The sequence below is a fragment of the Burkholderia torrens genome, from assembly GCF_984668525.1.
Window position 1 is genome coordinate 1,214,166 of the sequence record NZ_OZ480212.1, and the last position, 11,941, is coordinate 1,226,106.

The 11,941-nt window shown below is 64.0% G+C and carries 14 protein-coding genes; 10 read left to right on the forward strand and 4 right to left on the reverse strand.

Annotation, left to right across the window (positions count from 1 at the left end; genetic code table 11):
• Positions 1 to 129 precede the first annotated feature (129 nt).
• Positions 130 to 1,689, forward strand: coding sequence for a methyl-accepting chemotaxis protein (locus AC5LXX_RS21720; RefSeq protein WP_493413094.1), 1,560 nt, complete (start codon positions 130 to 132; stop codon positions 1,687 to 1,689).
• A gap of 161 nt (positions 1,690 to 1,850) precedes the next feature.
• Here AC5LXX_RS21720 and AC5LXX_RS21725 read toward each other — a convergent pair whose 3' ends face one another.
• From AC5LXX_RS21725 to AC5LXX_RS21740, 4 genes are all read right to left on the reverse strand, one after another.
• Positions 1,851 to 2,147 (reverse strand): hypothetical protein, encoded by a 297-nt coding sequence (locus tag AC5LXX_RS21725; RefSeq protein ID WP_493413095.1) that lies wholly within the window; start codon positions 2,145 to 2,147, stop codon positions 1,851 to 1,853.
• A 101-nt stretch (positions 2,148 to 2,248) separates the two neighbouring features.
• Positions 2,249 to 3,466, reverse strand: a complete 1,218-nt coding sequence (locus AC5LXX_RS21730) for a DUF6402 family protein (protein WP_493413096.1) — start codon at positions 3,464 to 3,466, stop codon at positions 2,249 to 2,251.
• 196 nt (positions 3,467 to 3,662) lie between these two features.
• Entirely contained in the window at positions 3,663 to 5,336 is a 1,674-nt protein-coding gene (locus AC5LXX_RS21735; protein WP_493413097.1) for an ATP-binding domain-containing protein, read from the reverse strand.
• Between the two features lie 123 nt (positions 5,337 to 5,459).
• The gene (locus tag AC5LXX_RS21740) at positions 5,460 to 6,314 is read right to left on the reverse strand and encodes a helix-turn-helix domain-containing protein (RefSeq protein ID WP_124446873.1); all 855 of its coding nucleotides are present in this window, start codon (positions 6,312 to 6,314) and stop codon (positions 5,460 to 5,462) included.
• Positions 6,315 to 6,538: 224 nt separating this feature from the next.
• On the opposite strand from AC5LXX_RS21740, the gene AC5LXX_RS21745 reads away from it, so the two are divergent.
• The 9 genes from AC5LXX_RS21745 (at position 6,539) to AC5LXX_RS21785 (ending at position 11,920) form a co-directional block, all read left to right on the forward strand.
• Positions 6,539 to 7,873, forward strand: a complete 1,335-nt coding sequence (locus tag AC5LXX_RS21745) for an NAD(P)/FAD-dependent oxidoreductase (RefSeq protein WP_493413098.1) — start codon at positions 6,539 to 6,541, stop codon at positions 7,871 to 7,873.
• 60 nt (positions 7,874 to 7,933) lie between these two features.
• Entirely contained in the window at positions 7,934 to 9,028 is a 1,095-nt protein-coding gene (locus AC5LXX_RS21750) for a potassium channel family protein (protein WP_493413099.1), read from the forward strand.
• Positions 9,029 to 9,430: 402 nt separating this feature from the next.
• Positions 9,431 to 9,721, forward strand: coding sequence for a RebB family R body protein (locus AC5LXX_RS21755; protein WP_059522470.1), 291 nt, complete (start codon positions 9,431 to 9,433; stop codon positions 9,719 to 9,721).
• A gap of 31 nt (positions 9,722 to 9,752) precedes the next feature.
• The gene (locus tag AC5LXX_RS21760; protein ID WP_059522471.1) at positions 9,753 to 10,022 is read left to right on the forward strand and encodes a RebB family R body protein; all 270 of its coding nucleotides are present in this window, start codon (positions 9,753 to 9,755) and stop codon (positions 10,020 to 10,022) included.
• A gap of 38 nt (positions 10,023 to 10,060) precedes the next feature.
• Positions 10,061 to 10,327, forward strand: coding sequence for a RebB family R body protein (locus tag AC5LXX_RS21765; protein WP_493413100.1), 267 nt, complete (start codon positions 10,061 to 10,063; stop codon positions 10,325 to 10,327).
• Between the two features lie 61 nt (positions 10,328 to 10,388).
• A complete protein-coding gene (locus tag AC5LXX_RS21770) occupies positions 10,389 to 10,661 on the forward strand; it encodes a RebB family R body protein (protein ID WP_059522473.1) in 273 nt (90 codons plus the stop codon).
• A gap of 34 nt (positions 10,662 to 10,695) precedes the next feature.
• Positions 10,696 to 10,926: a RebB family R body protein gene (locus AC5LXX_RS21775; RefSeq protein ID WP_493413101.1), complete on the forward strand. Its 231-nt coding sequence runs from the start codon at positions 10,696 to 10,698 to the stop codon at positions 10,924 to 10,926.
• 2 nt (positions 10,927 to 10,928) lie between these two features.
• On the forward strand, positions 10,929 to 11,522 hold the full coding sequence (locus AC5LXX_RS21780; RefSeq protein WP_493413102.1) for a RebB family R body protein: 594 nt from the start codon (positions 10,929 to 10,931) through the stop codon (positions 11,520 to 11,522).
• Positions 11,523 to 11,572: 50 nt separating this feature from the next.
• Positions 11,573 to 11,920: a hypothetical protein gene (locus AC5LXX_RS21785; RefSeq protein ID WP_493413103.1), complete on the forward strand. Its 348-nt coding sequence runs from the start codon at positions 11,573 to 11,575 to the stop codon at positions 11,918 to 11,920.
• Positions 11,921 to 11,941 lie beyond the last annotated feature (21 nt).

An 11,941-nucleotide genomic window follows, 5' to 3' on the forward strand; every position in this document is an offset into this window, starting at 1 on the left:
TTGCCGACATGAAAAATTGACCGCGATCAGGCGAACAGCGGGGACAGGCTCAAGTTTTTTGCAGGCAAACCGTAATACAGAGTGCCGCGGACCGATTGCCGCGGCATTTTTCACCGCTCACGTGCCGTCATGAACCTGAACGCCCTGTTTTCCCGTTTCTCGATCCGTACGCGGATCTTCTCCACGCTCGGTCTCGTCGCCGTGCTGCTCGTCGTGTCGGGGCTGATCGGCCTCGCCGGCATGCAGAGCTCGAACCGCGCGCTCGACGAGGCTTACACGCAGCAACTGGCTGCGAAGACCGCGCTGTCCGCGGCGAGCCTGAACCTGACGATCGTGCGCACGACGCTCGATCGCGCGCTGCTGCATCCGGAAGCGCCGGAAGTGCCGGAGCTCGTCAAGAAGGCCGAGAGCTATCTCGCGAAGGCCGACGCCGCCTGGCGCAACTATGCGGCGATGCCGCACGACGGCGACGAAGGCCCGCTTGCGAGCCGTCTCGACGCCGCACGCCAGGCGCTGATCGGGCAGGCGCTGAAGCCGATGATCGATGCGATCCGCGAAGGCCGGCGCGACGAAGCCGACCGGCTGCTGATGACGGTCGCGCCGCCGCTGTCGGTTGCGCTTACGCAAGCGACCGATGCGCTCGACGCGTACCAGGTCGCGCGCGGCAAGGACGTCTACGACACCGCGCAGACCTATTACGGCTGGATGCGCATGGGCGCGATCGCGGGCATCGCGTTCGGCCTGGCCGCGTGCCTGGGTTGCGCGATCGGCCTGCATTTCGCGATCACGCAGCCGGTGAACCGGCTGCTGTCGCATTTCCGCCGCCTGTCGGACGGCGACCTGACGTCGGAAGTGCGCTGGTCGTCACGCGACGAGATGGCCGAGCTGGTGAAGGGCGTGACGGGCATGCAGCGCAGTCTCGCGGATACGGTGCGTCAGGTCAGCCAGGGTTCCGAAGCGATCTCGACGGCGACGCACCAGATCGCGGCCGGCAATACCGACCTGTCGCAGCGCACCGAGGAGCAGGCATCGGCGCTGCAGGAGACGGCTGCGAGCATGGAGCAGCTGACGGCGACCGTGAAGCAGAATGCCGACAACGCGCTCGAGGCGCAGGCTTGCGCGGACAGCGCGAGCGAGATCGCGACGCGCGGCGCGACGGTGGTCGGCGAGGTGATCGGCACGATGAACGAGATCGACCAGAGCTCGCAGAAGGTTGCCGACATCATCGGCACGATCGAGGGCATTGCGTTCCAGACCAACATCCTCGCGCTGAATGCGGCGGTCGAAGCCGCGCGCGCAGGCGAGCAGGGCCGCGGTTTCGCGGTGGTCGCCGGCGAGGTGCGCACGCTCGCGCAGCGCTCGGCATCGGCCGCGAAGGAAATCCGCACGCTGATCGGCGAATCGGTCGAACGTGTCGCGACGGGCTCGCGGCTCGTCAGTACGGCCGGCGCGACGATGCAGGACATCCAGCAGGCGATCGGGCGCGTGACGGGCATCATGACCGAGATCGCCGCCGCATCGAGCGAGCAGCGCGACGGGATCGAACAGGTGAACCGCGCGGTGTCGCAGATGGATCAGGTGTCGCAGCAGAACGCGGCGCTGGTCGAGCAGGCTGCCGCCGCGGCTGCGTCGCTCGAGGAGCAGGCGGATGGGTTGCGTCGCGCGGTGGGGGCGTTTCGGGTGGCGTGAGCGGGCTCGAGGTGAGTCGCCGGGGATTTGTCGGCTGAGGCGACCTGTTTTTACGGGTTGGTCGAACTCGTGTCGTTGATCCGATCGAGCAGTCTGTTGATAAATAAAGCCCCGGTAGAGGGGCTTTATTTATTGAAAATCAAAGTCTTATAGTGCAGCCTCTAAAACAAAGGCAATCTGGCGCGAAGCCAGTCCCACTTGGATGGTGGGATTTTCAGATGTTTCGTGTAATTCGATTCATCGGTCAAGTCGATGTAGCGAACCAGGTTGCCCTCGTAACCCAGAGGCGGGTGAAAGCTTTCTCCGTGATACCAGTTGACGGAAAAATATCGTCTCGCAAGAAGCTCGCCATTTTCACTAAACACTCTTAGCTCTATGTCGTCATTGGTCGCGTTCTGATCGTTCCCGCCGGTGCCGCACAGCTTGAATTTGTACCAAACGCCATTCATGTTTTTCATGCCGCCATCCAATGTATCAGGGCGGTCATAGAAGTCACATCGGCCATAGGTGGGGCGATTGAAATGAATGACCAAACCTGTGCATATATAAATGATAGTGGCTAGGCCAATGTATCTGATGACTCTATTCGACATATTTCACCAAGATTAAGATCGATCGGCCTCTTCAGCTTCAAATAGACTGGACTTGAATATATCATGAAGTCTCTGCCTCGGTGATGCTTCTCTCGCCAGCGACTGTAGTCTGCGTTGTAGATCGGAAAGTAAACATCGTTTATTTTGAATTTTCCGAACGGGCTTCTTCGTGTGTCGACTGGTTTTTTGATATTTCTTGACCAAATATCAATATCGAATTCTCGCTTTGGCGAACTTGATCCGGTGAGGAGCGCCCCTGTGGCGATGATCACCCCATGCTTGTTCCAGTGGCCTAAATATTGCTCTCCGTTGAACGAGTAGTTGTCTTTCACGTAAACATAGATGTGCGTAATTTTCCCGGTGGCGCTTAGGCAATAAAAGGTGCTTGATTTTTCATATTTAAAGTATTTTTCACTGGAAATTTCAACATTTCCAATGGCTGCATAAATGTTGAAATTGGCCAATGCCCCTGTGAGATCCGTTGGGGAAAGATTTTCCAGGGTGTCAAAATTTCCTATTTTAGATAGTTGAAATTGCCACTTTTTGTGAAATTTCTGCAAATTTCCGGTAAGCGAGGTGGTGTTGAAATTGAATGTCGAATTTCTGTCAAAAAATAGCTCTTTGACAAACGACTTCGTGATATCTGATGCTGTGCGTACGGAGCGCTCGCTGTAGATATCGCTCGCGAGAAGTTTCTCGTATTTTTTTCTTACATTCCCGAATTTCAACACCCAGTCAAGGGTAACGTCATCATTATTCATCGGCTGGGCCGACGTTGGGTCGTCATTGTAGGTATGCGCAGCGCCCGCAAACCAGATTCGCGCAAGCCTGGCTGAAACCCTCCAGCCCAGAGTGTCCATCGCAATCGGCACGTCCTGGAGATCGAAAGGCGGCGGGTTTTCGCACACCTCCGATTCCGCCTGCGTTGGTGGTCCTTTGGTTATTGCCTGATTGGCTTGCGGCGGCGGTTGAGGTGCTGCGGGAGGCTTCGGGACATTCGAAGGCCTGGAAATCGGTTTCGGTTTCGGTGGCGGCGGCTTTTCCCCCGGGGCAAGCCTGTCGATCGATACGCTCCTTTGCGTATCAAGCGGCACGCACCCTTGGGAACCCTTGTATTCCTTCAACTCCGATCCGAACAACCCCTTTTTCGGTTTGTAGTACGGCAGCTTTTTTACGTCGGCCATGGACTATTCCGTTTGCAACGAATGGCCTGGCATCGTAGAGGCCGGTTGCAAGTGGACAAACCGTCAAGTATTGCCGAAACAGGTCGAAACGAGCGTGGACAAGGGTCCGGAGCATCGAGAAATGTGCCCGATTGTGTCGACGACCACGATATCGGAGAGCGTCCCGGCGCGGACAGGCGTTCGCCCGCCCGCCGCGTCAACCGGACGCGCCCGCCAGTTGCCCAGCCGCGCGCGACGACGCGACGATCAGCAGCTTCATCGTCGCGCGCGTCGCGCCGACGAACAGCTTGCGTGCCGCGCGCGCGTCGAGCGTGTCGAAATCGACCTCGGTGAGGATCACGCACGGCGCCGACTGGCCCTTGAAGCGGTAGATCGAATCGAGCAGCACGTCGCCTTCGCGGTATTCGGGATTGCCGAACAGGTCGTACTTGCCGGTGAAACTCTTGATCCGGTGCGGGCCGAGCTGGTCGAGCGGCGCGAGCACCGAACCTTCGCGGCCGCGATACGACAGCACCGCGATGTCCTGCTTGCGGAAGCCGAGCGACAGCGCCTGCGTGACCGCGCGCTTGGTCGCGTCGATACAGGCTTCCGACAATGCGTCCGCCGACGCGCCTTCCTCTCCGTATGCCGATACCGATGGCTCCGAACCGTCGAACGGGCTGCCCGAGCGCAGCTCGGCCGCGAGCGGCTCAACACGGCCGACGACGTCGCGCACGAATTCGAGCAGGTCGCGCGGGCTGCGGTAGTTCGTCAGCGCCTTCAGCGTGACCCAGCCTGGCAGTGCGACGGGTTCGCGCATGTACAGGTTCTGCAGCGGATCTTCCAGCCACCACCATGCACCGTCCGGCGCCAGCAAGCGCTCCAGCGCGGCCGCCCACGGCGCGTGGAAATCCTGTCCTTCGTCGACGACCAGCACGTCGAAGCGCCAGCGTTCGGGAATCGGCGCTTGCGCGAAACGCGCTTCGAGCCGCTCGAATTCGCCGGGCACCTGGAAGTCGGGCGTATAGCCGCCGTCGCGCGCGACCCAGTCGCACAGCTGGTGGTAGTTCGCGATCTTCGCGCCGGGCGGCGCGATGCGCGCGATGTAGTCGGCGAGCGGCCGGTTGAAGCACACGTACAGTACGCGCTTGCCGGCCGCGACGGCGTCGCGCATCGCCTGCACCGCGAGCTGCGTCTTGCCCGAGCCGGCCGTGCCGGTGACACGCAGCCGGAACGGCGCGAATTCGAGCTGGCGCGCCCACGCGGCGAGCCCGCCCGACAGCCGCGTGACGAGCGTGCCCGCCTGCCCGACGAGCGCGCTCGTGTCAGGCGTGAGCGCGAGCTCGTCCGCGAGGAAGTGGTGGAGCTTCGACGCGTTCGGCAAGTGTTCGTCGTCTTCAGGCAGGATCTGCCGGATCACCTGAGCGAGCTGCGCCTTGCGCGACGCGTCGACGATGCGGTCGGCCGCGACACCCGCGATCGACGCGTCGCGGATCGAGTAGTCGGGGCAGTACAGCAGCGCCTCGACGCCGCAGACGCCCGCGCCGAGCGCGGCCGTCAGACGCCGGTGCAGCGTTTCCTGCGTACGCGCGAGCTGGATCGGGACATTGCGCTCCTTCTGCAGGTAAACCTTCACGAGCCCCTTCGGCGTTTCGCGCAGGAAGCCGGCTTTCTGCTCGATCAGCAGCACGCGGCCGGCCGGGCTCACGACGACGAACGCCGCTTCGCCGAATACCGAAAACGCCTGGTCGGCGCGCGTCCAGTGGACGCCGTGATACACGGTGTAGCTGTCGGGCAGCGCGTGTTCGAGCGCGGCTAGCGTTTCGCGCTCGCGTTCGGCTGCGCCGGTCGCGGCGAGGCTTTTCCAGTCGTCGGGGATGAGGCGGGCCATGGAGTCGGGCGGCAAATGCCGGCGTGGGCGTGAACAGGTGCGGCTATTGTACTGAGGAACCTGTTCGTGCCCGCGGCGCCGCGCGTGCATCGGCCGCTCGACGAGCGGCCGGCCCGGCGGGCGTTATCCGCGTGCGAGCCGTTTCGCGAGATCGGCGCTGAGGATCGCCATGCGCGCGGGTTTTTCGTAGCAGACGACGTCGAACGCGCGGATCACTTCGCTGATGTCGGCCTCGCTCGCGCGGCCGGTGAGCAGGTCGCCCGTCAGCACGAAGATCGGCGCGCCCGGGTTGTCGGACGTGCGCACGGCCTTGATCGCGGTGGCGGCCGTACTGTCGTCGAACAGCCATTCGGTCAGCACGGCGTCGAAGGCCTGGCCCTGCAGCGCGTCGACGAACGGCGCGAGGCCGTCGAACGCGGCCGTCGCGAAACCCTGCCGTTCGAGGTAGCGGCACAGCTCGGTTGCGCTCACGCGATCGGGGTCGATCACCGCGACGACGAGCTTGTCGCTCTCGGCGCGGCGCGGATAGATTTCGATCTTGTGCACGTCGTACGCATTCTGATACAGCACGCCGGTGTGGCGCAGCACGCGCCAGCGGCCGTTCTGTTCGTACGCGACGAACTCGGGGCGGGCGCCGGCTTCGAGCGGCGCGCCGATCCATGCGGTGCACGGAATCTCGGCGACACCCGCATAAAGTACGGCCTCCTGCGAACAGGCGCCGACCATGCCGGGGTCGAGCGTTTGCGCGCCGAACAGCTGTGCGGCGGGTTCGCCGTACGCTTCGGCGACTTTCTTGATCTGCGCGAGCGTCCAGGGACTGCTGCCGCGCAGCTTGCGATGGCCTTGCGAGAAACTCAGGTCGAGGATGCGGCACAGCTCGGTGGTCTGCTGGCGCTTGCCGATACCATTGCGGGTCATCAGCTCGCGCACGCGCTCGGCGACCGCGAGGGAATCCGTGGTGATTGCTTCAGTGGTCATGCTACGGGAACGGATCGTGACGTTCAGAACGATGCCTTGCGGCAGTCTCGATGGACAGTCTTCATGACGTCCAGGGGCGAGCCGACCGGCCACGCGCGGAAAAGATAACTTTACCGCAAAATGGTCGTCATTCCGTGTCGCGTAAGGTGCGTTTGTGTGAAAGGTGTGTCACGACGTTACCGCCGCGCGCACATCTCGTAGGAATTAACGCCTGACAGGAAACAATGACGACAACCTATCCGCTGCACGATACCCTGACCCGCGCCGAAACGGCGTTTCCGGCCGAAGCCGATGTCGTGATCGCCGGCGCCGGCATCATGGGCTGCGCGGCCGCGTACTACCTGGGCCTGCGCGGGTTGAAGGCCGTCGTGCTCGACAAGTCGCGCATCGCCGGACAGCAGTCGACACGCGCGTGGGGCTTCGTGCGGCAGCAGGGCCGCGAGTCGGCCGAGGTGCCGCTGATGATGGCCGGCATGCGGATCTGGGAGGAGTTAGAGGAAACCCTCGGTTTCGATCTCGAATGGCGGCAGGGCGGCTGTCTCTATATTGCGGACAACGAAGCGGACTGGTCGTCGTTCAATGCGTGGCTCGCCGTTGCGCGGGAGCACGGGCTCGACACGCGCACGCTGACGCGCGCGCAGATCGACGAACGCGTCGGCGGCCTTTCGCCGCAGGCGCGTACGCTCGGCGGGTTGTTCACCGCGACCGACGGGCAGGCCGAGCCGCGTCGGGTGGCCGCCGCGTTCGCGGCACGCGCCGCCGAGGGCGGTGCGCGTTTCTTCGAAGGTTGCGGCGTGACGGCGATCGAAACGGCCGGCGGCGCGGTCGTCGGCGTCGCGACCGAGCGCGGCACGATCCGCACGCGGCGCGTGATCTGTGCGGCCGGCGCGACGAGTTTCCGGCTGCTCGACGGTGTCGGCATCCGGCTGCCGCAACAGGCCGTGCGCGGAACCTGCATGCGCACCAATGTGGTGCCGCCGGTGTCGGCGTCGACGGTGTGGGGGCATGGCCTCGGCATCCGGCAGCGCAAGAACGGCGCGATCAATCTCGCCGACGACATGCAGGTCGACGTCGACCTGACGCTCGGCCATTTGCGCGGGTTGAGTCTCTTCTGGCCGGAGTTCTGGTCGCAGCGCGACAAATTCCGGCTGCACGTGAATGCGGCGGCGTGGCGCGATGTGCTCGCACGCATCAACGGCGCGGCGGGCCCGATCGAGCCGCGCGATCCGCAGCCGCAGCCGAATCGCGCGCACGCGCCGCGTGCGCTCGCGAAGCTCAAGGCGATCTTCCCCGCGTTGAAGGACGCGCAGATCGTCGAGGCATGGGCCGGCCTGATCGATGTGCTGCCCGACGGCATTCCGGTGATCGATGCGCCGGGCACGCCTTCGGGCCTCGCGATCGCGACGGGGTTCTGCGGCCACGGTTTCGCGATGGGGCCGATCGTCGGCCGGCTGCTCGCCGAATGGATCGACACGGGCGCGCCGTCGCTGGACCTGTCGGCGTTTCGCGCGCAGCGCTTCGTCGACGGGACGATGGTGCGGCCGCGCAGCATGCTGTGACGGCCGGGCGCGCGCGTTCCCGTCGTAGAATCGAGCCCGCATTCTTCAGGAGACTTCCCGTTGGCTTCGCCATCCGACCAGCGCCGCTCGTTGCGCTTGCGCCTGCGCCGCGCCCGCAATCCGTGGCAGGCGCCGCGTGCGCGCACGCTGTTCACGCGTCCCGCGACGTCGCCGCGGCGCACGCTGCTGTTCCGCATCGGCGCGGTCGTGCTGCTGTGCACGCTCGCGTTCGTCGTGCTGTATCTCGATCGCGACGGCCTGCGCGATTCGACCAAGAGCACGCCGATGACCGTCGCCGATCTCGTGTATTTCACGATGGTCACGGTCGCGACGGTCGGCTACGGCGACATCGTGCCCGTCACCGCACGGGCGCGCCTGCTCGATGCGTTCTTCATCGTGCCGATCCGCATCGGCATCTGGTTCATTTTCCTGGGCACGGCGTATCAGTTCGTGATCCAGCGTGTCATCGAGGAATTCCGCATGAAACGCCTGCAGAAGCAGTTGTCCGATCACATCGTCGTGTGCGGCTACGGCCTGTCGGGGTCGATCGCGGTGCGCGAACTGCTCGAGAGCGGCGTCGATCCGGCGACGCTCATCGTGATCGATTCGCAGCAGCAGGCGATCGAGGCCGCGACGTCGCTCGGCGTGGCGGGATTGCTTGGCGATCCCGCGCACGAGGATCTGCTGCAGCAGGCACAGGTGCGTGAAGCGAAGGCCGTGATCATTTCGGTGACCGACGATCCGACCGCGATCCTGCTCACGTTGTCGGTGCGCAGCATCGCGCCCGATACGAAGATCGTCGTGCGGATCCAGGAGAACCTGTACCAGCGGCAACTGCGGCAGGCCGGCGCCGACGTGATCGTGTCGTCGACGAAGATCGGCGCGCTGCTGCTCGCGGATGCCGTGCACAGCCGCTATATCGTGCCGTTCGTGAACGACATGCTGTCGACGCGCGGGCGCGCGACGCTGCTGGAGCGCGAGGCGTTGCCGCACGAGATCGGCTGCCTGACGAATGTGGTGCCGGGCGCGATCGTCGTCGGGCTCGATCGCTGCGGGAAGATCTTTTCGTTCTACGAGGATCCGCCGTGCAGGATCGAGAAAGGGGACACGCTGGTCGTGATTCAGTCGGCGCGGATTCCGGATCCGGATATTTGAGGACCGACGGGCGAGCCATGAGGCCGTACCCGCGCGTGATGCGTTGCTCGTACCGCTTCGCGCGGTTTTCGTCATTCCCAGGTGTTGCGAAGGGGCGGTATGCCGCAGATGTCCGCTCCGATTCGATCGTAGATTCCACCGCAAATCGTCGATTTGCCCGCCTCCCGCGTGCTGTCCCGACGCGACAGCGCGCGCGGATGCCGCGAAATCGCTGATCGCGAGGGCGCCGGGTCCGCACGTTGCGCGGGTTCTTCCGCTTCGGCGCCGTATTTTCCGTAGACCGCGCCATTCGCTGTCGCCGTTGCTTTCCTACGATGAATTCCACGGCCGGACCCATTGAGTGCAGGGTTCGTTCCGCAAACCGGGCCTGCCCGACGGCAGCCTCACATCCAAGGAGCAACCATGGCTTTTCCTACCAGCGTCAACGACCAGATCACCGATTCCGTCACGCAGGCCAACACGAAAGTGTTGGGCGACGCGCCGGCCATCGCTCTCGGCAACCTCTACCAGGCCACCGCGCAAGCCCTGGCCAATGCCGCCCACAACGCCACCAATGCGCAGCAGCAGAGCTACGTGACGGCCCAGACCGCCACCACGATGGGGGTGGCGACGTTGTACTCGCTCGACACGGCCTCCACCGGTGTCGCGACGAAGGACATCCTGAGCACCGGCGTCCCCGGGCTCGGCCGCTAACCCCGCGCCATAAAACATCGAGGAGCCCGACATGGCATTTCCTACCTCTGTGAACAGCCAGATCACCGATTCCGTCACGCAGGCCAACACGAAAGTGTTGGGCGACGCGCCGGCCATCGCTCTCGGCAACCTCTACCAGGCCACCGCGCAAGCCCTGGCCAATGCCGCCCACAACGCTACCAATGCGCAGCAGCAGAGCTTCGTGACATCCCAGGCTGCCACGACGATGGGGGTGGCGACGTTGTACTCGCTCGACACGGCTTCAACGGGCGTCGCGACGAAGGACATCCTCGGCAGTTGAGGTCCGTCGTCAACCGTTGACACGAAGGAGCTGAGCAAATGGCCTTTCCTACAGCCGTCAATGACCAGATCACCGATTCGGTGACGCAGGGGAACACCCAGGTGTTGGGCGTATCGCCGGCCGTTGCAATGGGCAACCTTTACCAGGCTACGGCGCAAGCACTGGCCAACGCGGCCCACAACGCCACGCTGGCGCAGCAGCAGATGTACGTTACGGCGCAAGCCGCAACCACGATGGGCGTGTCGCTTCTCTATTCACTCGATACCGGCAGCACGGCGGCCGCAACCGCGAAGATTCTCGGCTGACGGCCAGTTTCCGACCGGATTCCGGCATCACGTTTCGTTCATTTGTTGAGGAGTTCAAATCATGGCATTTCCGACATCAGTCAACAGTCAGATCACCGATTCGGTTTCGCAGGTCAACACGAAAGTCCTGGGCGACGCGCCATCGGTCGCGATGGGAAATCTGTACGTGGCGACGAGCCAAGCGCTTTCGAATGCCGCTCACAACGCGACAAACAACCAGCAGCAGTCCTACGTGACGATGCAGGCGTCCACCACGCAGGCCGTATCCACGCTGCTGACGGTGGACACGGCGACCACCGGCGTTGCAACGACGGAGATCCTCGGGCTGAAGTAGCGGCGTCTGAGCCTCGCGGCAGCGGAGTGCAAGCTTGCCACGCCAATCGGCCAGCTCGCGTCTGGCAGCGCCGGTCAGCGCGCTGCCTCAGCTCGCCGCGGGGCACGGGCCGGCGTTCGCCATGGCGATGACGTATGTCGCCATGGCCGACAGTCTCGGTCTCGCGATGGGTAACGCCGTGGCCAACCAGCAGCGCGGCCAGGTCGTCGCCGATGCCGCAACGATCCAGGTTCTCGCCTTGATCATCAAGAACGGAAGCAAATAGCCATGACCACCGACAACAGCACCGTCAACAGCCAGATCGTCGACGCAGTGAGCAGCATCGTCACGTTGACCACGGGCCAGTCGCCGTCACAGGCGCTTGCCATGCTCGACGCCGTCTTGCTGGAAACGCTCGGCATGGCGATGCATAACGCCGTGAATCGACAGCAAAGCGCGAGCATGGTGAGCGCGGCCGCGCTGACGGCGGCGTGCGCCAAGATGCTCGCCGTGCCGTTCCCTGCGCCGCCGGCGCCGCCGCCGCCTGCACCGACACCCCCGCCGGCGGTGCACCCGCTTCCGGGGCCGGAGGAGCCGCCGTCGCAGGCAGCCCTGGTCAAGGCGGCGGTACAGGAGGGCGAGATCGCGTTCAGCGGCGCGAAGGCCGCACTCGAGAACCTGAAGGCCGGAGCGGGCGCCGCGGCGCAGGACGCGACCGATGCCGAGCAGGCGCTGTCCGATTTCGCGAAGGCGATCACGGCCGACGTGTCGAAAAGCGCTTCGAACGAGCCACCGAATCATCACTCGACGGATACCCCGACAGGCGCTTCGACGGCTCACGATCCCGCACCGGAGCCGGACGGGACGCCACCAGGACATTGACGGCACACGCATCGGTCAACTGACGCGTTCACTCCATCGAAGGAGATTCCATGGATCCCATGAAGGTCAACTCTCAGATCATCGACGTCATCAACCAGAGCCAACTGGCGACGATGAGCCCTCAGGTCGTGCTGACGAGTGGTGCGGGAAAGGCTTATCAGTCGGTGGCTCAGTCGACCGCGCTCGCGGTGCAGGACGCGACGGACGCACTGCGCAACATCTCGACGATCGCGACGACCGCAGCCGGCGTGGCGCTGGCTCAGCTGCTGGTTTCGAGCGACCCGAAATACGTCACCGCGTTGCAGCAGGCGCAGGCGCTGATGCACGCCGCGACCGAGGACTTCGCCAAGGTCGGCACGGCCGCCGCCGCCGTGCTCAAGGGGTTTCCGGCGGGTTGAAGCGTAGCCGTACGCCATCGA

What these genes read in the sequence shown, in the direction of transcription:
- AC5LXX_RS21720 (WP_493413094.1), top strand. Translation starts at nt 130, where the DNA reads ATGAACCTGAACGCCCTGTTTTCCCGTTTCTCGATCCGTACGCGGATC.
- AC5LXX_RS21725 (WP_493413095.1), bottom strand. Translation starts at nt 2,147, where the DNA reads ATGAAAAACATGAATGGCGTTTGGTACAAATTCAAGCTGTGCGGCACC.
- AC5LXX_RS21730 (WP_493413096.1), bottom strand. Translation starts at nt 3,466, where the DNA reads ATGGCCGACGTAAAAAAGCTGCCGTACTACAAACCGAAAAAGGGGTTG.
- AC5LXX_RS21735 (WP_493413097.1), bottom strand. Translation starts at nt 5,336, where the DNA reads ATGGCCCGCCTCATCCCCGACGACTGGAAAAGCCTCGCCGCGACCGGC.
- AC5LXX_RS21740 (WP_124446873.1), bottom strand. Translation starts at nt 6,314, where the DNA reads ATGACCACTGAAGCAATCACCACGGATTCCCTCGCGGTCGCCGAGCGC.
- AC5LXX_RS21745 (WP_493413098.1), top strand. Translation starts at nt 6,539, where the DNA reads ATGACGACAACCTATCCGCTGCACGATACCCTGACCCGCGCCGAAACG.
- AC5LXX_RS21755 (WP_059522470.1), top strand. Translation starts at nt 9,431, where the DNA reads ATGGCTTTTCCTACCAGCGTCAACGACCAGATCACCGATTCCGTCACG.
- AC5LXX_RS21760 (WP_059522471.1), top strand. Translation starts at nt 9,753, where the DNA reads ATGGCATTTCCTACCTCTGTGAACAGCCAGATCACCGATTCCGTCACG.
- AC5LXX_RS21765 (WP_493413100.1), top strand. Translation starts at nt 10,061, where the DNA reads ATGGCCTTTCCTACAGCCGTCAATGACCAGATCACCGATTCGGTGACG.
- AC5LXX_RS21770 (WP_059522473.1), top strand. Translation starts at nt 10,389, where the DNA reads ATGGCATTTCCGACATCAGTCAACAGTCAGATCACCGATTCGGTTTCG.
- AC5LXX_RS21780 (WP_493413102.1), top strand. Translation starts at nt 10,929, where the DNA reads ATGACCACCGACAACAGCACCGTCAACAGCCAGATCGTCGACGCAGTG.
- AC5LXX_RS21785 (WP_493413103.1), top strand. Translation starts at nt 11,573, where the DNA reads ATGGATCCCATGAAGGTCAACTCTCAGATCATCGACGTCATCAACCAG.